Genomic DNA, 18,709 nt, shown 5'->3' with positions numbered 1-18,709 from the left:
TGCTTTCCCGACGCCTCGTATAGAGTGACGCCTTTCTGCTCTGGCATAAGGACGCGTACATGTTGCACCTCAGCGCGCTGTATCGGTATCCCCTCAAATCCTGCATGGCCGAGCCGCTGCAGCAGGCCGGCTTCGATGAGTTGGGCATGAGCGGCGACCGTCGCTGGATGCTGGTGGACGAGGCCAGTGGCCGGTTCTACACCCAGCGCGCGCTGCCGCAGATGGCCCAATTGTCGGTGTTGTGGACGGGCGATGCAGTGACGTTGTCGGCGCCAGGTCTTGGCAGTCTGGACGTGCAGGTGCCGGCGGATGAAGAAGCTAACTTGCGCGGCATTACCATCTGGCGCGACAACTTTCGGGTGCCCGATGCGGGCGAGGAGGCGGCGCGCTGGGTCAGTGCGTTGGTGGGCAAGCCGACGCGGCTGGTGCATGTTCCGAAAGCCCGGGCACGCTGGCTGCCCTCCGGTTATGGAACGGTCGAAGACCGTGTCGGGTTCGCTGACGGCTTTCCGCTGTTGTTGATCGGGCAGTCGTCGCTGGAAGACTTGTCGCAAAAAGTCGGGCGCCCTCTGGAGATGCTGAGGTTCCGTCCCAATCTGGTGGTCTCAGGGGCTGAAGCGTTCGCCGAGGATGGCTGGAAGCGAATTCGCATCGGCGACGTAGAGCTGCGGGTGTTGAAGCCCTGCTCGCGGTGCATCATGACCACGATGGACCCGGCCACCGGTGAGCGCAGCGCTGACCGCGAGCCGATGACCACGCTCAAAACCTATCGAGAAAGAAACGGGGAGATCTGGTTCGGGCAGAATCTGGTGAGCGATGGGCCTGGGCAGGTCGAGGTCGGCATGCCGGTGGAAGTGCTGGAGTAGCGCGAGCCTGGCACATCAGTCATGCAGCCCTCCTGGCCAACACCCGTCATGCAGAACCTGCACGCACCTGCGCAGGTCATGCTGAACCGGCACATCTCTACTGTAGGAGCCGGCTTGCTGGCGAACGCGGTGAATCAGACGCTGCTGCGTTGAACGCTTGACCGTGTTTGCCAGCAAGCCGGCTCCCACAGATCGGTGAGTGAATCAGGCGCCGCTGGGGGGAACGCCTGACAGGGTTCGCCAGTTCAAGCCGGCTCCTACAGGTCGATGAGGTCCAGGATTACTTTTTCGCATCAGCGACGCGGGTTTCAAACTGTTGGAGTGATAGCGGCGGGGGATATTGACCGCAATGCCACGCGGCTTTTATGCAGGCTTCTGGCCGACGCAGGTCGTGGAGAACCTGCGCATACCTACTGTAGGAGCCGGCTTGCTGGCGAACGCGGTGAATCAGACACCGCTGTGGTCAATGCCTGACCGTGTTCGCCAGCAAGCCGACTCCTTCAGGTTCATCTGACCCTACTGGCCCGACTGGCCTGGACAATGATGGCATCGATTCGGTGCTTTCCGCTTAAAGCCTGTCTCATGATGCCTGCCCAGCCTCACAAATCATCAAAAAAACGTTCATGCCAGTCCACCAGCGGCTGCGGTGAATTGAGCTTTTGGCCGTAGATGACTGCGTATGACAACACGTTTTGCACGTATTGACGTGTTTCGTCGAACGGGATGCTTTCAACCCAGACGTCGAAGGCCAGGTGATTGGCGCCCCTCAGCCATTGGCGGACACGTCCCGGCCCTGCATTGTAGGCCGCCGAGGCGAGAACCCGGTTACCGTTGAACTGCGCATGCACCTGGCTCAGGTAAGCGGCACCAAGCTGGATGTTTTTGTCCGGGTCGAGCACCTGCGCCGGTGATGCCAGCGGGATGCTGAATTTACGCGCGGTCTCTTTGGCCGTAGCGGGCATCAACTGCATCAAGCCGCTGGCGCCGACGCCGGACCGGGCATCGTCCATGAACGCGCTTTCCTGACGAGTGATCGCAAAGACCCAGCTGGAATGCAGCCCGCGGACCTGAGCCTCGCGCACCAGGGTGTCGCGGTGAGCCATGGGGAAGCGGATATCCAGGTCGTCCCAGTACTGCGCCTGGCTGATGGTGCGGATGGCCGGGAAGTACCAGTGCATGTCGTACGCAAGCTTGGCCTGGGCGACCATTTCGTCCCGGCTGAAGCGACGGGTGACGTGGTACCACTCGCGGCGACCGTCGACGATCTGTCCGCGGTCATAAAACTCCAGCGCACGGCGCACGCCCGGCGTGTTGCGCACTTTGGCGATCAGCGCCGGGCTCATCACCAGGGGCTTGTTGTTGAGCATGTACGGCGTCTGGATGCGGTCGGCGGCAAGAAAGCCGTAGAAGTCACGCTCCTTGGCAACGGTCTTGTACAACCCCGGCAGCAGCGGGCTGTTGGGCTGGGCCAGTTCCAGCGAGCGTGCCTGCCAGTAGCGCCAGCGGTTTGTGGTTGCCAAATCCTGGGGCAGGCGACGCGTCAACTCGTAGGCGTCGCTCCAGCGGCCCAGACGCAGTAAAAGGCGCAGGCGCCATTCAGTGACCGTATTGTCACGCAGGTCCGGGTCGTATTTGGTCATCACCTCAAGGGCGCGACCGTCGTAACTGCGGGCCAGCGTCAGACCGATTTCCTTGGCGATCTGGACCTGTTCTTCATGGGAAAAATGCAAAACCGGCGCGTAGCTGTCGAGCAGTTCCATCGCGCGCTGCGGGTCCTGTTTGGCCAGTCGGCGCAGGCCCAGCCCAACCACATCGGACATCGCCTCGTCGGCCGGCATGAACTGCCCCTGGTTGTTGACCATCTCGGGCTTTTGCGCCACGGCGATCAGCAGACGGCCCTGAGGCGCCAGGGTGGTCATGCTGTTGACCAATTGCGTGGCCAACGCGTAGTTGCGCACCTGGGCGGCGAGCTTGGCGCGTTGCCAGCGCTTCTGTTCGGTCAGTTGGCCTTCAACGGCCCACTGGGTGAAAAACGTGTCGCAAGCCGCCGGCAGGGTTTTGCCGGTCATCCAGGTCTTTTCAGCGTTGGCGTAGCCTTCTGACTTCTGGCCATGGCCGAGCTGATACGAGCCATAAAGACAGTCGAGTTCGACGAAATTGAGCTTGGGGTCGTAGTACTTGACGAAAGGCTGCCAGTCGCCGCGTGACGCCAGAAGCCGCAACCAGCGCAACTTCATGTAGTTGGCCTGGGGCAGGTCGCCATGCTCGGCGAAGAACTTCTCGACCTCCTCATTGCTCGCGCCGTTCAACCGCGCCGTCAGTTCGTCGTAGGCCAGGTATGGCTCGAGCGGGTAATCCGCAAGGGCGGCGGCGTACATGCGATAAGGGCCGCCGTCGCCCTTGGCCAGCGCGCGTTTGGCTTCATCGTAATACTGGCGTTGAGTGGTGAGATCGACCGCTTGGACGGACTGGGCAGCGGTGGCCGACAGAAGCAGGCAGGACAAAAGGCTGAACAAACGACTGCGCATGAGACTTCCGTGCAGATGAATCGTGAAAAGTGGCGCTAGCTTAGCGTGTTGCCCGCGTCGGTTGAAGCGCTGCCGCACCGGTTGTGATGGATGGGAACGCAGCCGTTCCGAAATCGGCTGGCTGGCGGGTTCGGACGACGTCCTGTCATCGATTAGCCGCCCCTCTGCCGGGTTATCTCAGGTAGAATGCGCGCCCGGTTTTTGGAGAAGCTCATGACCCTGCTCAAATTCAGCGATGTGTCCCTTGCGTTCGGCGCCATGCCGTTGTTGGACAAGGTGTCCTGGCAGATCGCCCGTGGTGAGCGGGTCTGCATCATCGGCCGCAACGGCACTGGCAAATCCAGCATGTTGAAGCTGGTCAAGGGTGTGCAGATGCCCGACGACGGCAATGTCTGGCGCGCGCCCGGCCTGAAAATCGGCGAATTGCCCCAGGAGCTGCCGGTCGCCGACGGCCGCACCGTGTTTGACGTCGTCGCCGAAGGCCTTGATGGTGTCGGCGAGCTCCTTGCTCAGTATCATCACCTGAGCCAGAACATCATTACCGCCGAAGACCTCGACAAGCTCATGCATGTCCAGTCGGACCTCGAAGCCCGTGACGGCTGGCGCCTGCAGCAACTGGTAGACAGCACGCTCAGCCGCCTGCAACTGCCTGCAGACAAAACCCTCGCCGAGCTCTCCGGTGGCTGGCGTCGCCGTGTGCTGCTCGCCCAGGCCCTGGTCTCCGAACCCGACCTGCTGATGCTCGACGAGCCCACCAACCACCTGGACATCGGCGCCATCGCCTGGCTCGAAGAAGCGCTGAAGGAATTCCAGGGCGCGGTGTTGTTCATCACCCACGACCGTTCCTTCCTGCAAAACCTGGCCACCCGTATTCTGGAACTGGATCGCGGCGGCCTGATCGACTGGAATGGCGATTACGCCAGCTTCCTGGTCCACAAGGAAGCCATGCTGGCGGCCGAAGAGACCGCCAACGCCTTGTTCGACAAGCGCCTGGCCCAGGAAGAAGTGTGGATCCGTCAGGGCATCAAGGCTCGTCGTACCCGTAACGAAGGTCGTGTGCGCGCCCTCAAGGCATTGCGTGTCGAACGCAGCGACCGCCGCGAACGCACTGGCAAAGCCAACATCCAGCTCGACACGGCCGACAAGTCCGGCAAGCAGGTGATGGTCCTCGACAATGTCAGCTTCGCCCACCCGGGCGGGCCGATGTTGATCAAGGACTTCTCCATGGTGCTGCAGCGCGAGGACCGCATTGGTCTGCTTGGGGCCAACGGTACCGGCAAGACCACGCTGCTGAAGCTGATGCTCGACAACCTGCAGCCCACCAGCGGCAAGGTTGAAGTGGGTACCCGTCTTGACGTCGCCTATTTCGACCAGTTGCGTCATCAGCTCGATCTGGAAAAGACCGTCATCGACAACGTGGCCGAAGGGCGCGACTTCATCGACATCGACGGTCAGAGCCGCCACGTCCTCAGCTACCTCGGCGACTTCCTGTTCAGCCCGCAGCGTGCCCGCACGCCGGTCAAGGCGTTGTCGGGCGGCGAGCGTGCCCGTCTGTTGCTGGCCAAACTGTTCAGCAAACCGGCCAACCTGCTGGTGCTCGATGAGCCCACCAACGATCTCGACGTCGAAACCCTTGAGCTGTTGGAAGAAGTGCTGTTGACCTTCAAAGGCACCGTTCTGATGGTCAGCCACGACCGGGCATTCCTCGACAACGTCGTCACCAGCACACTGGTGTTTGAAGGCGAGGGCAAGGTTCGCGAATTCGTCGGCGGCTATCAGGACTGGATTCGTCAGGGCGGTTCGCCGCGTTTGCTCGGTGTCAGTGACAGCAAGTCCGGCAAGTCCGAGCTGGCGACTGCTGTGGTGCAGGCGGCGCCGGTTGCAGCGACAGAAATGCCCGTTGCCAAAAAGAAGCTCAGCTACAAGCATCAGCGCGAGCTCGAAGCGCTTCCGGCCCAAATTGATAGCGTCGAGGCGCAGATGGCAGCCCTGACCGCCGAGATGGCCGAGCCGGGTTTCTATCAGCGTCCTGCCGAGCAAACCACAGCGGTCATGGCCCAGCTTGAGAGCCTGCAAGGCGAGCTGGATGGTCTGCTTGAGCGTTGGGCCGAGCTGGACGAGTAATCGACAACCTGCAGCAATTAAAAAGCCCGGTCCTTTTTCAAGGGCCGGGCTTTTGTTTGCAGGCGCGGATCAATCGACGCGTTTGACCAGTCGTACCGCCAGCACGTCGCACGGCGCACCGTGCAGCACGTCGTTGGCAGTCGAACCCAGCAGCAGCGACAAGCCATGACGGCCATGGCTGCCGACCACGATCAAATCAACTCGGTGTTCCTTAGCCAGGTTGTGGATTTCAGTGCGCGGCTGGCCATAGGTCAGATGACTGTCGCCGGTTTTTACGTCAGGGTATTTCAGCTTCAACGCTTCCAGCTTTTCCTTGGCCTGGTCGAACTGTTGTTGCTGCAGCTGCGACAAATCCATGGGCACGTCGCCGCCAAAGGCCATGGCCATCGGCTCGACGATATGCACCAGCGACAGTTTGGAGCCACTGGCCAGCGCCAGCGCCATGGCTTTTTTGATGACCGGATCGCACTCTTCAGTGAGGTCCACGGCTACCAGGATATGTTCATAGGACATGGGGTGTTCCTTCTGAGGTCTGCGATGGTTTTGATTATGGCTCTTTTCACGCGCCTCTGGCACGCCAAGCTGTTCCGTCCGGCGCTTGCGGCGGCGGGGGGCGTACAAATATGACGGTGTGGATCATCCTGTCAATCATTGCAGTGGTTTTAAGTCCGCTGGTCTGGTTGCGTCCCTCGCGTTCGCAAAGCGGACGCATGGCCATGCGCATGGCCGCGCGGCGGATGGGCCTGGCCATGCAACTGATTCCCCAGGAGTGGCCGCACTGGCTGCCCACCGAGCCACCGAGCCCTTGCCCCCAGTATCACCGGCCACGCTCCGCGCGGACGCCTGACACTTGGGTGTATTGGCAGATGGAGGCGGGCGTGTGGGTCAATCAGTGGCGCGAGCCCTGCGCAGATCCTCGCCTGCTCGCGCAGTTCAGTACCCTGCCGGCAGACGTGTACAAGGTCGAAGCGGGCCAGCAATTGATAGCTGTGTACTGGGCCGAGCGGGGTGAGCCCGAAGTGTTGCAACGAATTGCAGCCGCGCTGAAGGCCTTGGCCTGACGCCTCCGGTAGCTGAATCGCGCGCATTAAAAAGCCCGATAACATCATCGGGCCGGGGTTGGCCAGGCAGGCCGTAATTCATGTTGGGTGCGGTGCAATGCCGCCTACCCGTTACGCTCACTTCGACGTTGCGACGGTCGAAACGACCCGCATTGAGGCGCAGCGAACTGAATGTAGACCTTAATGGTGCATTTGTCTGCTGATCTTTTCCTCCATCGCCACGCCTTGCTTGTGCCTGCATCTGACTCGTTCAAAGGGCTCGGCAGACGATCAGGCTCTTGAATGGCGTCGTATCAGACGCATTTTTTACCTGCGATTTGCCTGTTTTGCCCGCTGCCTGTCGAATTGACAATTGCTGGAATATGGCCGAAGGTAGCCGCACCCAAATCAAACGGGCGTATGAATTGAGCGTTTGTCATAAAACCGCTCCTTTTTCGCGCTCGAACCGAGTCGACGGGGTGCCTGGCGATTGGTGTTCGCCTCGACGGAAACGTCTTGAGTTTCGCCGGATCCCAGCGTCTGACACGTATTGTTCAGCTTCCATATCGTGGAGATCAGTTGATGATTTACGAAGGTAAAGCCATCACGGTTAAGGCTCTTGAAAGTGGCATCGTCGAATTGCAATTCGACCTCAAGGGTGAGTCCGTCAACAAGTTCAACCGTCTCACCCTCAACGACCTGAGTCAGGCCATCGAAGCCATCAAGGCCGACAGCACGATCAAGGGCGTCATCGTCACCAGCGGCAAGGACGTGTTCATCGTCGGCGCCGATATCACCGAATTCGTCGATAACTTCAAGCTGCCGGACGCCGAGCTCGTTGCGGGCAATCTGGAAGCCAACAAGATCTTCAGCGCGTTTGAAGACCTCAATGTGCCAACCCTCGCTGCGATTAACGGCATCGCACTCGGCGGCGGCCTGGAAATGTGCCTGGCGGCTGATTTCCGCGTCATGTCCGCCACCGCCAAAGTCGGGCTGCCTGAAGTGAAGCTCGGCATCTATCCGGGTTTCGGCGGCACGGTTCGCTTGCCGCGTCTGATCGGCGTCGACAACGCCGTCGAGTGGATCGCTTCGGGCAAAGACAACACCGCTGAAGATGCGCTCAAAGTGGGCGCTGTCGATGCAGTGGTCGCGCCGCAGAAGCTTCAGGAGGCCGCGCTGGATCTGATCAAGCGCGCCATTTCCGGCGAGTTCGATTTCAAGGCGAAGCGTCAGCCCAAGCTGGACAAGCTCAAGCTCAATGCAATCGAGCAAATGATGGCCTTCGAGACCGCCAAAGGTTTCGTGGCAGGCCAGGCCGGGCCGAATTACCCGGCGCCTGTCGAAGCCATCAAGACCATCCAGAAAGCCGCCAACTTCGGTCGCGAAAAAGCGTTGGAAGTGGAAGCTGCCGGTTTCGTGAAAATGGCCAAGACATCGGCCGCCGCGAGCTTGATCGGTCTGTTCCTGAATGATCAGGAACTGAAAAAGAAAGCCAAGGTTTATGACCAGGTCGCCAAGGACGTGAAGCAGGCCGCCGTGTTGGGCGCCGGCATCATGGGTGGCGGTATTGCCTATCAGTCGGCGGTCAAAGGCACGCCGATCCTGATGAAGGACATCCGTGAAGAGGCCATCGCACTGGGCCTGGGCGAAGCGTCCAAGCTGCTGGGCAAGCGTGTCGAAAAGGGCCGCCTCACCAGCGCGAAGATGGCCGAAGCGCTTAATGCGATTCGTCCTACGTTGTCTTACGGCGATTTCGGCACCGTTGACCTCGTCGTTGAGGCCGTGGTCGAAAACCCGAAGGTCAAGCAGGCCGTTCTGGCTGAAGTGGAAGCACAGGTGGGCGAGGACACGATTCTGGCCTCCAACACCTCGACCATCTCCATCAGCTTGCTGGCCAAAGCCCTCAAGCGTCCGGAAAACTTCGTCGGCATGCACTTCTTCAACCCGGTGCACATGATGCCGCTGGTTGAGGTCATCCGTGGCGAGAAGTCCAGCGAAGTCGCGGTGGCGACCACCGTGGCCTATGCCAAAAAGATGGGCAAGAACCCGATCGTGGTCAACGACTGCCCGGGCTTTCTGGTCAACCGCATCCTGTTCCCGTATTTCGGCGGCTTCGCCAAGCTGGTCAGCGCTGGCGTGGACTTCGTGCGCATCGACAAAGTCATGGAAAAATTCGGCTGGCCGATGGGCCCGGCGTACCTGATGGACGTGGTCGGCATCGACACCGGCCACCATGGCCGCGATGTGATGGCTGAAGGTTTCCCGGACCGCATGAAGGACGATCGCCGCACGGCCGTTGACGCGCTGTACGACGCCAACCGCCTTGGCCAGAAGAACGGCAAGGGCTTTTACGTCTACGAGACCGACAAGAAGGGCAAGCCGAAGAAAGTGGTCGACGCTTCCGTTCTTGAAGTGCTCAAGCCGGTGATCTACGAACAGCGTGAAGTCAGCGACGAAGACATCATCAACTGGATGATGATCCCGCTCTGCCTGGAAACCGTGCGTTGCCTGGAAGACGGCATTGTCGACAGCGCTGCCGAGGCCGACATGGGCCTGATCTATGGCATCGGGTTCCCTCCGTTCCGGGGCGGTGCGCTGCGTTACATCGATTCGATCGGTGTCGCTGAATTCGTTGCCCTGGCTGACCAGTACGCTGATCTGGGCGCTTTGTACCACCCCACTGCGAAGCTGCGTGAAATGGCCAAAACCGGCCAGCGCTTCTTCGGCTAAGTGCCCAACGAACAGGTGAAGATATGAGCTTGAATCCGAGAGATGTGGTGATTGTCGACTTCGGTCGCACACCCATGGGCCGCTCCAAGGGTGGCATGCACCGCAACACCCGCGCCGAAGACATGTCGGCGCATCTGATCAGCAAACTGCTTGAGCGCAACAACAAGGTCGACCCGGCGGAAGTCGAGGACGTGATCTGGGGCTGCGTCAACCAGACCCTGGAGCAGGGCTGGAACATTGCGCGCATGGCGTCGCTGATGACACAGATCCCGCACACGTCTGCTGCGCAAACCGTGAGCCGCCTGTGCGGGTCCTCCATGAGCGCGCTGCACACCGCGGCCCAGGCGATCATGAGCAACAACGGTGACGTCTTCGTCATCGGCGGTGTCGAGCACATGGGCCATGTCGGCATGATGCACGGTGTGGACCCCAACCCGCACATGTCTCTGTACGCGGCCAAGGCCTCCGGCATGATGGGCCTCACCGCCGAAATGCTGGGCAAGATGCACGGCATCACCCGCGAAGCTCAGGATGCTTTTGGCGTGCGCTCCCACGCACTGGCACACAAGGCCACGCTGGAAGGGAAGTTCAAGGACGAAATCATCCCGATGCAGGGTTATGACGAGAACGGCTTCCTGAAGATGTACGACTTCGACGAGACCATTCGTCCGGAGACTACTCTGGAAAGCCTGGCTGCGCTCAAGCCTGCGTTCAACCCCAAAGGCGGCACGGTCACGGCCGGTACCTCGTCACAAATTACCGATGGCGCGTCCTGCATGATTGTCATGTCCGGACAGCGCGCCATGGACCTCGGCATCCAGCCTCTGGCGGTCATTCGCTCGATGGCGGTGGCGGGTGTCGACCCGGCGATCATGGGTTACGGACCGGTTCCGGCCACCCAGAAAGCGCTCAAGCGCGCAGGCCTGAGCATCGCTGATATCGACTACTTTGAGCTCAACGAAGCGTTCGCCGCACAGGCCCTGCCGGTGTTGAAAGATCTGAAAGTGCTCGACAAGATGGGCGAGAAGGTTAACCTGCACGGCGGCGCCATTGCCTTGGGCCACCCGTTCGGTTGCTCGGGAGCACGTATTTCCGGCACCTTGCTCAACGTGATGAAGCAGCAGGGCGGCACCTTGGGTGTTGCCACCATGTGCATCGGGCTGGGTCAGGGAATCACCACCGTATTCGAACGCGTTTAAGCGCTGTCAGTGTGCGAGCCGGGGCCTGGTGCCCCGGCTTTTGTTTTTTCCGGAAATGTATGTTTGATTCTTTTTTCCTGTTATTCCCGAGGTTGCCCGCATGCCGCTCCAGCCAGGTCTGTACCGTCATTACAAAGGCCCCGAGTACCGTGTTTTCGGTGTCGCGCGGCATTCCGAGACCGAGGAAGAAGTGGTGTTTTATCAGGCCCTGTATGGCGAATACGGTCTGTGGGTACGCCCTTTGAGCATGTTTCTACAGTCAGTTGAGGTTGACGGCGAGCAGGTGCCGCGCTTTGCTTTGGTTCAGGCCGAACCGGATCTTTTTCCTCGGGCCTGAGGCGGGACCTTGCATTAGCCATTGCTTGACCTCACCTTTCAGCCACTATATATAGCGGGGCCTCGACGGCTTCGACGTCTTTTTTCTTGCATTAGGAATTTTCCGATCCATGGGCAAATCGCTGGTCATTGTGGAATCCCCGGCTAAGGCCAAGACCATCAACAAGTACCTGGGCAACCAGTACGTGGTGAAGTCGAGTATCGGCCATATCCGAGACCTGCCCACCAGCGGTTCGGCTAGCGCCTCCAAAGAGCCTGCTGCCAAGCGCGGCAAAACCGCGTCCGAAGCGCCTGCGCTGTCGCCCAAGGAAAAGGCCAAGCGCCAGCTTGTGGCGCGCATGGGTGTCGACCCGGATCACGGCTGGAAGGCCAAGTACGAAATCCTTCCCGGCAAAGAGAAAGTGATCGACGAGCTGCGCCGCCTGGCGAAAGACGCCGACACCATCTATCTCGCGACGGACTTGGACCGCGAAGGGGAGGCTATTGCCTGGCACCTGCGCGAAGCCATCGGTGGTGATGATGCCCGCTACAAGCGTGTGGTCTTCAACGAAATCACCAAGAAAGCCATCCAGGAGGCGTTTTCCAAGCCGGGCGAACTCGACATCGACCGCGTGAATGCCCAGCAGGCGCGCCGTTTCCTCGACCGGGTTGTCGGGTACATGGTATCGCCGCTGTTGTGGCAAAAGATCGCCCGTGGGCTGTCCGCCGGCCGCGTGCAGTCCGTGGCCGTCAAACTGGTGGTGGAGCGCGAGCGTGAAATCCGCGCGTTCAACCCTGAAGAATATTGGGAAATCCACGCTGACCTCGGCACCGCCAAGGGCGCCAACGTGCGCTTTGAAGTCGCTCGGGAAAAGGGCGAGGCGTTCAAGCCGCTGAACGAAGCGACCGCCATGGCGGCGCTGGAGAAGCTCAAGGCTTCGGCCTACAGCATCAGCAAGCGTGAAGACAAACCGACCAGCAGCAAGCCGTCGGCACCCTTCATCACGTCTACCCTGCAACAGGCAGCGAGCAACCGCCTGGGCTACGGCGTGAAGAAAACCATGATGATGGCCCAGCGTCTGTACGAAGCGGGTTACATCACCTACATGCGTACGGACTCGACCAACCTGTCGGCCGATGCGGTGGCGATGGCGCGCACTTACATCGAGACTGAGTTCGGCAAGAAGTACCTGCCGGAATCGCCGATCGTTTACAGCAGCAAGGAAGGCGCTCAAGAGGCTCACGAAGCGATTCGTCCCTCCGATGTGAATACCCATCCGAGCAAGCTGACCGGCATGGAACGTGATGCAGAGCGCCTGTACGAGCTCATCTGGCGCCAGTTTGTGGCCTGCCAGATGCCGCCTGCGCAATACCTTTCGACCACGGTCACTGTTGCCGCCGGCGATTTCGAACTGCGCGCCAAGGGCCGCATTCTCAAGTTCGACGGTTACACCCGCGTCTTGCCACAAATGACCAAGCCGGGCGATGACGACGTGCTCCCGGACATGGCGCAGGGCGACAACCTGAAGCTGATCAAGCTTGACCCGAGTCAGCACTTCACCAAGCCGCCTGCGCGGTATTCGGAAGCGAGCCTGGTCAAGGAGATGGAAAAACGCGGTATCGGCCGTCCATCGACCTACGCGGCGATCATTTCGACCATTCAGGACCGCGGCTACGTGGCCCTGCACAACCGTCGCTTCTATTCGGAAAAGATGGGCGACATCGTCACCGAGCGACTGTCTGAAAGCTTTTCGAACCTGATGGACTACGGCTTCACCGCCGGTATGGAAGAGAACCTCGACGACGTGGCCCAGGGGCAGCGCGACTGGAAGAACGTGCTGGACGAGTTCTACGGTGACTTCAAGAAGAAACTCGAAGTCGCCGAGGCCCCGGACAGCGGCATGCGCGCCAACCAGCCGGTAATGACAGACATTCCGTGCAAGGTGTGCGGTCGTCCGATGCAGATTCGTACGGCGTCCACCGGTGTATTCCTCGGCTGTTCCGGTTACAGCCTGCCGCCGAAAGAGCGTTGCAAGGCCACGGTCAATCTCACGCCGGGCGACGAAATCGCTGACGACGATGAGGGCGAGTCCGAATCACGCGTGTTGCGTGGCAAGCACCGCTGCCCGATTTGCAGCACGGCGATGGACGCTTACCTGCTGGATGAAAAGCACAAGCTGCACATCTGCGGCAACAACCCGGATTGCTCGGGTTACGAGATCGAAGAGGGCACCTACCGCATTAAAGGCTATGAAGGCCCGAGCGTGGAATGCGACAAGTGCGGCGGCGAGATGCAGCTCAAGACTGGCCGCTTCGGCAAGTTCTTCGGCTGCACCAACTGCAAGAACACTCGCAAACTGCTGAAGAGCGGTGAAGCGGCACCGCCGAAGATGGACCCGGTGAAGATGCCGGAGCTCAAATGCGAAAAGGTCGACGACACCTACATATTGCGTGACGGCGCTTCGGGGCTTTTCCTGGCCGCGAGCCAGTTCCCGAAGAACCGCGAAACGCGTGCGCCACTGGTGCTGGAAATCGCGCCGCACAAGGACGAGATCGATCCGAAGTATCACTTTCTTTGTGAGGCACCGAAGAAAGACCCAGACGGTCGTCCGGCAGTGATCCGCTACAGCCGCAAGTCCAAGGAGCAGTACGTGCAGACCGAAGTGGACGGCAAGCCTACCGGCTGGCGCGCGTTCTACGACGGCGGCAAATGGAAGGTTGAAGACAAGCGTTGATCGCCTGATCTCGCTGCGACTGGTCAGCCTCTTCGCTTTGCGTTAAAAGAATCCTTCGGCGTGTGCAGATGCTCCGAAGGATTTTTTTCATCCTTTGCCGGACTGATTCTCCGCTTGCATGCTGTTGATTGACTCCACTTTCAGAGGCCCTGTATGGCTCACGAACTTTATACACGCACCAACCAGAAGCTGTTTTTCGCGGGCCTGGCTCTGGAAGCCATGGCCAAAGCCGTGGAGAGTCGCGCGATGAACGCGCAGGGACTTGAGCAGGCAGAGCGTGAGTCGGCCATCTTTCACCTCTATGGGGCGTTGCTGGGCCTGTGTCACGAAATCGCCGGCTATTACCGCTTGCCCCAAGCCGCCACGCCACGTGCCGAGGATCTGCTGTCGCCAAAGGTACTGGAAGCGATTGCCATACCGGAGATGGGTGAGCTGATCGAGCTTGCCCAGCACCGGGAAACCTGGCTGGCGCAGCTTTTGGCTTCGTACCATGCGCTGTTTATGCCGCCGAGCGCACCGCGCAAGCCAAAGGGAGATGTCACCCAGCCGTTGATTATCGCTGTCGGTGCCCAGGAGGAACCCGAGCAGGTGCTGACCCGAGAGGAAATGGAAAGCTGGCGTCAGCAGCTCAAGGGTCTGGCGATCCGCTTCCGCGAAGGCCTGAGCGAGTGCTGATACGGAGTGATCGATGGGCTAGGGGCTGAGTCGTCTGGCTGTTACAATGCCGGCCTTTCGTGGAGAACTCCCCTGATGCCAACCTCGTTTCTGGAAATCGTAGAACTGCCTGACGGTCGCATCGAACTGCGTCGCGCCGAGGACGAAGGCTCGCTCGTTACACTGAATTTCTCGGAAGACGCCAAGGCGTTCCTGCAAGGCCAACATGTCGAGGTTGCCAAGGCGATGCTTAGCGTAGGGGTCCAGATGGCAGGCCGCCTCGCTGAAGGCGAACTGACCAAGGATGAAGAAGGGCCGCGCGTGCTGCATTGATACCGGGATTCGCTCGATGACCGCTGTCTTGCAGTCTTGTTGTGCCAGATCACCGCAATCCCGCTGTTCCCCACGCCATCCCGCTTCCCGAACCTCAAGAAGCGTCTGCTCGTTGCAAATCCTCGAATAATCTCCGCCGCGCTCAGCCCAGACGAATGTTCAGGCTTTGTGCATCACCGCTTCGCGCTGCGCTGGCGAGTTGCTGACGCGCGCCACTGGAGATCGGATTGATCCAGCTAACCACGGTATGACTGCGGCCAAGCCGTAAGACCTCGCGGGTGAGTTCCAGTGGACTTTGAGTACCGCGTGGCTGCATCAGAATAATGCGTTCCCGGTTCAGACCCGCATCCCGTAGCCATGCCTGGGTGACGCTGGCAGGCGGTGCGACCAGGGTCAGCCAGCGATCATTGGTGTCCTGGCTCAGCTCACGCAAGACGGGGGCGAGCAGGTTGAGGCAGTTCCCGGCAGCGCCGCGCAATGACAATTCACTAAAGACTTCCGGTTCGTTGCTCCAGGGCGACTCGACAATCTCGGCCAGGGCCGGGACCTGCAGCAGAGGAACGTCGAGCATCGGCACGCCAGGCACCATGAATGCTTCGAACAGTGGCAGTTGTGCGTGTTGCTGCGGTGTGTGTGGGAGCTGCATCTACGTTCTCCTTATCGACGTATAACGCCGACGCTCAAGCCTTCAATGACAAGATCCTGATCTTTCAGATTGACCTCGATCGGCGCGAAGTCGGCGTTCTCCGCCAGCAGCCAGACCTTGCTGCCTTCACGCTTGAAGCGCTTGACCGTGACCTCGTCACCGATGCGCGCGACGACGATCTGGCCGTTGCGAGCCTCCCGTGTGGTATGTACGGCCAGCAGGTCCCCGTCGAGAATCCCGACGTCTTTCATGCTCATGCCGTGTACCCGCAGCAGGTAATCAGCGCTTGGATGGAAAAAGGCCGGGTTGATCGCCAGGGATTCTTCGATGTGTTGCTGGGCGAGAATGGGAGCACCCGCTGCAACCCGACCAATGATTGGGAGGCCGCTGTCGTCGGGTTTGGCTTCAAAACCAGGGATGCGAATGCCGCGGGAAGCGCCCGGGGTCATTTCGATAGCGCCCTTGCGGGCAAGTGCCTTGAGGTGTTCTTCGGCAGCGTTGGGTGATTTGAAACCCAGCTCCTGAGCGATTTCGGCGCGCGTTGGCGGATAGCCGTTGTCTTCGAGGCAGCGCTTGATGAAGTCCAGAATCTCGGCTTGGCGTGACGTCAGTTTGATCATGTGCATCGCTCTGGCTTTTTATACAGTGACTGGGATTATATACAGTGCTTGCCGGTTGGCAATGCTCCTTTTCGGCCTGCTTGTGGTCAAGTGTGGGCGAGTGACGCTACAGGCCCCGGTTTGTATGGTTAAATGCCGTGACTGATCGGGCAGATTGCGGACGCTCAGGGTTGACAGTGATGCGACTGAAACGTATGTTTCAAACAAGTGTTTGTCAGGCGTGGAATCATGGCTCAGTCGGAAACAGTTGAACGAATTCTCGATGCAGCGGAGCAACTCTTCGCCGAGAAGGGTTTTGCAGAAACCTCGTTGCGGCTGATCACCAGCAAGGCGTCTGTCAATCTGGCTGCCGTGAATTACCACTTCGGTTCCAAGAAGGCGTTGATTCAAGCGGTGTTTTCCCGATTCCTCGGCCCATTCTGTATCAGCCTTGACCGCGAGCTTGAGCGTCGTCAGGCCAGGCCTGAACACAAACCCACCCTTGAAGAACTCCTCGAAATCCTCGTAGAGCAAGCGCTGGTGGTGCAGCCACGCAGCGGTAACGATCTCTCCATCTTCATGCGCCTGTTGGGGCTGGCCTTCAGTCAAAGCCAGGGCCACTTGCGCCGTTACCTCGAAGACATGTACGGCAAGGTCTTCCGCCGCTACATGCTGCTGGTGAACGAAGCGGCCCCACGTATTCCTCCCATCGAGCTGTTCTGGCGAGTGCACTTCATGTTGGGCGCCGCGGCCTTCAGCATGTCGGGCATCAAGGCGTTGCGCGCCATTGCCGAAACCGACTTTGGCGTCAACACGTCTATCGAGCAGGTCATGCGCCTGATGGTGCCGTTTCTGGCCGCTGGCATGCGTGCGGAATCAGGCGTCACCGACCCGGCGATGCTCGCCGCGCAACTTCGGCCGCGCACCAAGACGACGCCGCCGGTTCCTGCCAAGGCCTGAGCCCGGCTCGGGCTGACGCCGGCCTGATTTGCATCGCATCCTTCGATCCCTCACCATGCCGGCCTGAGCATTGGTTGTTGAAGGATTTTCCTATGAGTTCTGGCCTGCAAGGCTCCCTGATGGTGGATGTGGCCGGCACTTGGCTGACCGCTGAAGACCGTCAGTTTCTGCGTCAGCCCGAAGTGGGCGGTCTGATCATTTTCGCGCGAAACATCGAAAGCCCTCGGCAAGTGCGTGAGTTGTGCGCGTCCATTCGCGCCATCCGCCCCGACTTGCTGCTGGCGGTCGACCAGGAGGGTGGCCGGGTACAGCGCTTGCGCCAGGGGTTCGTCAGGCTGCCGCCAATGCGCGCCATCGCCGATCAGCCGCACGCCGAGGTTCTCGCCGAACACTGCGGTTGGCTGATGGCAACTGAAGTGCTGGCAGTGGGTCTGGACCTCAGTTTCGCCCCGGTACTGGATCTCGACTACCAGCGCAGCGCTGTGGTGGGGACACGCTCATTCGAAGGCGATCCCGAGCGCGCTGCCACACTGGCTGGCGCGTTCATACGGGGCATGAACGCTGCGGGCATGGCGGCCACGGGCAAGCATTTTCCCGGCCACGGCTGGACAGAAGCCGATTCTCACGTTGCCATTCCTACCGACGAACGCAGCCTGGAAACCCTCCGCGCCAACGACTTGGTGCCCTTTCAGCGCCTGAGCAAAAGCCTGGCAGCGGTTATGCCTGCTCATGTCATCTATCCCAGAGTGGATTCGCAGCCAGCCGGGTTCTCGCGGCGCTGGCTGCAGGACATCCTGCGTGGCGAGCTGGGATTTGACGGCGTGATCTTCAGCGACGACTTGTCGATGGCCGGGGCACATGTGGTGGGAGATGCAGCCAGCCGTATCGAGGCTGCGCTTACCGCCGGGTGCGATATGGGCCTGGTCTGCAACGACCGGGCAGCTGCTGAACTGGCCTTGACTGCGGCTCAGCGCCTGAAGATAACGGCGCCCCAGGCGCGATTGAGCAGAATGCGCGGCGCAGGTCTTGCGACCACCGAATACCGGCAGCACCCTCGCTGGCTCGCGGCGCTGACCGCACTGCGCGCAGCCCATTTGATCGACTGAGAATAAGCCATGACTGTTTACGCGATTATCGGCGGCACCGGCCTGACCGAGCTTGAGGGGCTGACGATCCGTCAGTCACTGTCCGTCAACACGCCCTATGGCGTGCCCTCTGGTGACGTTCACGTCGGAGACTACGCCGGCCGCGAAGTGATGTTTCTCGCCCGCCACGGGCACCCGCACCGTTTCCCGCCGCACAAGGTCAACTACCGCGCCAACATCTGGGCGCTCAAGCAGGCAGGGGCGCAAGCGATCCTCGCAGTCAACGCCGTTGGCGGCATTCATCCAGCCATGGGCACTGGTCACTTCTGCGTGCCCCATGACCTGGTCGACTACACCAGCGGGCGGGAACATACGTTCTTTGCCGACGATCTGGAGCACGTGACCCACATCGACTTCAGCTTTCCTTATAGCGCAGCACTGCGGGCCCGTCTGATTGCGGCACTGGCGGCCGAGGGTTGCGCCTTCAGCGACTCTGGCGTTTACGCCTGCACCCAGGGGCCACGCCTGGAGACGGTGGCAGAGATCGCCCGGCTTGAGCGGGACGGCTGCGACATCGTGGGCATGACCGGCATGCCGGAAGCCGCGCTCGCGCGTGAGCTTGAGCTTGAATACGCGTGCCTGGCCCTGGTGGTCAATCCGGCTGCGGGGAAGTCGGCGCAGGTCATCACGATGGCCGAAATCGAACAGGCGCTGCGCGACGGAATTGGCAAGGTCAAGGCAACACTCGCCCGGGTTTTGAGCGCTGCCTGATCCTCGCACGGTCTGGCCTGCCACTGGCATACCAAAGGGTCATTTGCCGACGGCTGCTACGCCGCGGAGGTATTTAAAGTCAACGTAAATTCGTACAAAAGTTGTCCACGGAAAGCGTGAATAT

At 60.4% G+C, this 18,709-nt stretch carries 17 protein-coding genes; 13 read left to right on the top strand and 4 right to left on the bottom strand.

What is annotated here, in order from left to right:
* Positions 1-59: 59 nt before the first annotated feature.
* Together LT42_RS07485 and LT42_RS26185 are read left to right on the top strand one after the other, a co-directional pair.
* Positions 60-866 (top strand): MOSC domain-containing protein, encoded by an 807-nt coding sequence (locus LT42_RS07485; RefSeq protein ID WP_037011208.1) that lies wholly within the window; start codon positions 60-62, stop codon positions 864-866.
* A gap of 21 nt (positions 867-887) precedes the next feature.
* Positions 888-1,019: a hypothetical protein gene (locus LT42_RS26185; RefSeq protein WP_274603732.1), complete on the top strand. Its 132-nt coding sequence runs from the start codon at positions 888-890 to the stop codon at positions 1,017-1,019.
* A gap of 446 nt (positions 1,020-1,465) precedes the next feature.
* On the opposite strand, the gene LT42_RS07480 is transcribed toward LT42_RS26185, so the two are convergent.
* The gene (locus LT42_RS07480; RefSeq protein WP_037011207.1) at positions 1,466-3,394 is read right to left on the bottom strand and encodes a transglycosylase SLT domain-containing protein; all 1,929 of its coding nucleotides are present in this window, start codon (positions 3,392-3,394) and stop codon (positions 1,466-1,468) included.
* A 213-nt stretch (positions 3,395-3,607) separates the two neighbouring features.
* Between LT42_RS07480 and LT42_RS07475 the strand changes: the two genes are divergently transcribed.
* Positions 3,608-5,518: an ATP-binding cassette domain-containing protein gene (locus tag LT42_RS07475; protein WP_037011206.1), complete on the top strand. Its 1,911-nt coding sequence runs from the start codon at positions 3,608-3,610 to the stop codon at positions 5,516-5,518.
* A gap of 69 nt (positions 5,519-5,587) precedes the next feature.
* On the opposite strand, the gene LT42_RS07470 is transcribed toward LT42_RS07475, so the two are convergent.
* Positions 5,588-6,031 (bottom strand): universal stress protein, encoded by a 444-nt coding sequence (locus LT42_RS07470; RefSeq protein ID WP_037011205.1) that lies wholly within the window; start codon positions 6,029-6,031, stop codon positions 5,588-5,590.
* Between the two features lie 110 nt (positions 6,032-6,141).
* Between LT42_RS07470 and LT42_RS07465 the strand changes: the two genes are divergently transcribed.
* The 7 genes from LT42_RS07465 to LT42_RS07435 all read left to right on the top strand — a co-directional run bounded on the left by LT42_RS07465 (position 6,142) and on the right by LT42_RS07435 (position 14,524).
* Positions 6,142-6,579 (top strand): hypothetical protein, encoded by a 438-nt coding sequence (locus tag LT42_RS07465; RefSeq protein ID WP_037011204.1) that lies wholly within the window; start codon positions 6,142-6,144, stop codon positions 6,577-6,579.
* Between the two features lie 561 nt (positions 6,580-7,140).
* Positions 7,141-9,288, top strand: a complete 2,148-nt coding sequence (fadB, locus tag LT42_RS07460; protein ID WP_037011203.1) for a fatty acid oxidation complex subunit alpha FadB — start codon at positions 7,141-7,143, stop codon at positions 9,286-9,288.
* A gap of 23 nt (positions 9,289-9,311) precedes the next feature.
* Entirely contained in the window at positions 9,312-10,487 is a 1,176-nt protein-coding gene (fadA, locus tag LT42_RS07455) for an acetyl-CoA C-acyltransferase FadA (protein ID WP_037011202.1), read from the top strand.
* A 100-nt stretch (positions 10,488-10,587) separates the two neighbouring features.
* On the top strand, positions 10,588-10,824 hold the full coding sequence (locus tag LT42_RS07450) for a DUF1653 domain-containing protein (protein WP_037011200.1): 237 nt from the start codon (positions 10,588-10,590) through the stop codon (positions 10,822-10,824).
* 109 nt (positions 10,825-10,933) lie between these two features.
* Positions 10,934-13,537 carry a type I DNA topoisomerase gene (topA, locus tag LT42_RS07445; RefSeq protein ID WP_037011197.1) on the top strand — a complete coding sequence of 868 codons (2,604 nt, stop codon included), beginning with the start codon at positions 10,934-10,936 and terminating at the stop codon, positions 13,535-13,537.
* Between the two features lie 153 nt (positions 13,538-13,690).
* On the top strand, positions 13,691-14,212 hold the full coding sequence (locus LT42_RS07440; RefSeq protein WP_037011195.1) for a DUF6586 family protein: 522 nt from the start codon (positions 13,691-13,693) through the stop codon (positions 14,210-14,212).
* A 75-nt stretch (positions 14,213-14,287) separates the two neighbouring features.
* Positions 14,288-14,524, top strand: coding sequence for a hypothetical protein (locus tag LT42_RS07435; RefSeq protein WP_037011193.1), 237 nt, complete (start codon positions 14,288-14,290; stop codon positions 14,522-14,524).
* A gap of 142 nt (positions 14,525-14,666) precedes the next feature.
* On the opposite strand, the gene sulA is transcribed toward LT42_RS07435, so the two are convergent.
* Both sulA and lexA read right to left on the bottom strand, forming a co-directional pair.
* Positions 14,667-15,170, bottom strand: coding sequence for an SOS-induced cell division inhibitor SulA (gene sulA, locus LT42_RS07430; RefSeq protein ID WP_037011191.1), 504 nt, complete (start codon positions 15,168-15,170; stop codon positions 14,667-14,669).
* Positions 15,171-15,181: 11 nt separating this feature from the next.
* Complete coding sequence (gene lexA, locus LT42_RS07425) at positions 15,182-15,790, bottom strand: transcriptional repressor LexA (protein WP_037011189.1); 609 nt, start codon at positions 15,788-15,790, stop codon at positions 15,182-15,184.
* Positions 15,791-16,018: 228 nt separating this feature from the next.
* Here lexA and LT42_RS07420 point away from each other — a divergent pair, with 228 nt between their 5' ends.
* From LT42_RS07420 to LT42_RS07410, 3 genes are all read left to right on the top strand, one after another.
* Complete coding sequence (locus LT42_RS07420) at positions 16,019-16,729, top strand: TetR/AcrR family transcriptional regulator (RefSeq protein ID WP_037011188.1); 711 nt, start codon at positions 16,019-16,021, stop codon at positions 16,727-16,729.
* Between the two features lie 104 nt (positions 16,730-16,833).
* Complete coding sequence (gene nagZ, locus LT42_RS07415; protein WP_208855905.1) at positions 16,834-17,835, top strand: beta-N-acetylhexosaminidase; 1,002 nt, start codon at positions 16,834-16,836, stop codon at positions 17,833-17,835.
* A gap of 9 nt (positions 17,836-17,844) precedes the next feature.
* Positions 17,845-18,585 carry an S-methyl-5'-thioinosine phosphorylase gene (locus LT42_RS07410; RefSeq protein WP_037011184.1) on the top strand — a complete coding sequence of 247 codons (741 nt, stop codon included), beginning with the start codon at positions 17,845-17,847 and terminating at the stop codon, positions 18,583-18,585.
* Positions 18,586-18,709 lie beyond the last annotated feature (124 nt).

Origin of the sequence: Pseudomonas lutea, from assembly GCF_000759445.1 — a bacterium.
GTDB lineage: Bacteria > Pseudomonadota > Gammaproteobacteria > Pseudomonadales > Pseudomonadaceae > Aquipseudomonas > Aquipseudomonas lutea.
The sequence above is the reverse complement of the archived record's forward strand: the minus strand, read 5'-3'. Positions and strand labels throughout refer to the sequence as shown.

What these genes read in the sequence shown, in the direction of transcription:
- LT42_RS07465 (WP_037011204.1), top strand. Translation starts at nt 6,142, where the DNA reads ATGACGGTGTGGATCATCCTGTCAATCATTGCAGTGGTTTTAAGTCCG.
- sulA (WP_037011191.1), bottom strand. Translation starts at nt 15,170, where the DNA reads ATGCAGCTCCCACACACACCGCAGCAACACGCACAACTGCCACTGTTC.
- topA (WP_037011197.1), top strand. Translation starts at nt 10,934, where the DNA reads ATGGGCAAATCGCTGGTCATTGTGGAATCCCCGGCTAAGGCCAAGACC.
- lexA (WP_037011189.1), bottom strand. Translation starts at nt 15,790, where the DNA reads ATGATCAAACTGACGTCACGCCAAGCCGAGATTCTGGACTTCATCAAG.
- LT42_RS07435 (WP_037011193.1), top strand. Translation starts at nt 14,288, where the DNA reads ATGCCAACCTCGTTTCTGGAAATCGTAGAACTGCCTGACGGTCGCATC.
- LT42_RS07450 (WP_037011200.1), top strand. Translation starts at nt 10,588, where the DNA reads ATGCCGCTCCAGCCAGGTCTGTACCGTCATTACAAAGGCCCCGAGTAC.
- LT42_RS07470 (WP_037011205.1), bottom strand. Translation starts at nt 6,031, where the DNA reads ATGTCCTATGAACATATCCTGGTAGCCGTGGACCTCACTGAAGAGTGC.
- LT42_RS07420 (WP_037011188.1), top strand. Translation starts at nt 16,019, where the DNA reads ATGGCTCAGTCGGAAACAGTTGAACGAATTCTCGATGCAGCGGAGCAA.
- LT42_RS26185 (WP_274603732.1), top strand. Translation starts at nt 888, where the DNA reads ATGCAGCCCTCCTGGCCAACACCCGTCATGCAGAACCTGCACGCACCT.
- LT42_RS07485 (WP_037011208.1), top strand. Translation starts at nt 60, where the DNA reads ATGTTGCACCTCAGCGCGCTGTATCGGTATCCCCTCAAATCCTGCATG.
- LT42_RS07410 (WP_037011184.1), top strand. Translation starts at nt 17,845, where the DNA reads ATGACTGTTTACGCGATTATCGGCGGCACCGGCCTGACCGAGCTTGAG.
- fadA (WP_037011202.1), top strand. Translation starts at nt 9,312, where the DNA reads ATGAGCTTGAATCCGAGAGATGTGGTGATTGTCGACTTCGGTCGCACA.
- LT42_RS07440 (WP_037011195.1), top strand. Translation starts at nt 13,691, where the DNA reads ATGGCTCACGAACTTTATACACGCACCAACCAGAAGCTGTTTTTCGCG.
- LT42_RS07480 (WP_037011207.1), bottom strand. Translation starts at nt 3,394, where the DNA reads ATGCGCAGTCGTTTGTTCAGCCTTTTGTCCTGCCTGCTTCTGTCGGCC.
- LT42_RS07475 (WP_037011206.1), top strand. Translation starts at nt 3,608, where the DNA reads ATGACCCTGCTCAAATTCAGCGATGTGTCCCTTGCGTTCGGCGCCATG.
- fadB (WP_037011203.1), top strand. Translation starts at nt 7,141, where the DNA reads ATGATTTACGAAGGTAAAGCCATCACGGTTAAGGCTCTTGAAAGTGGC.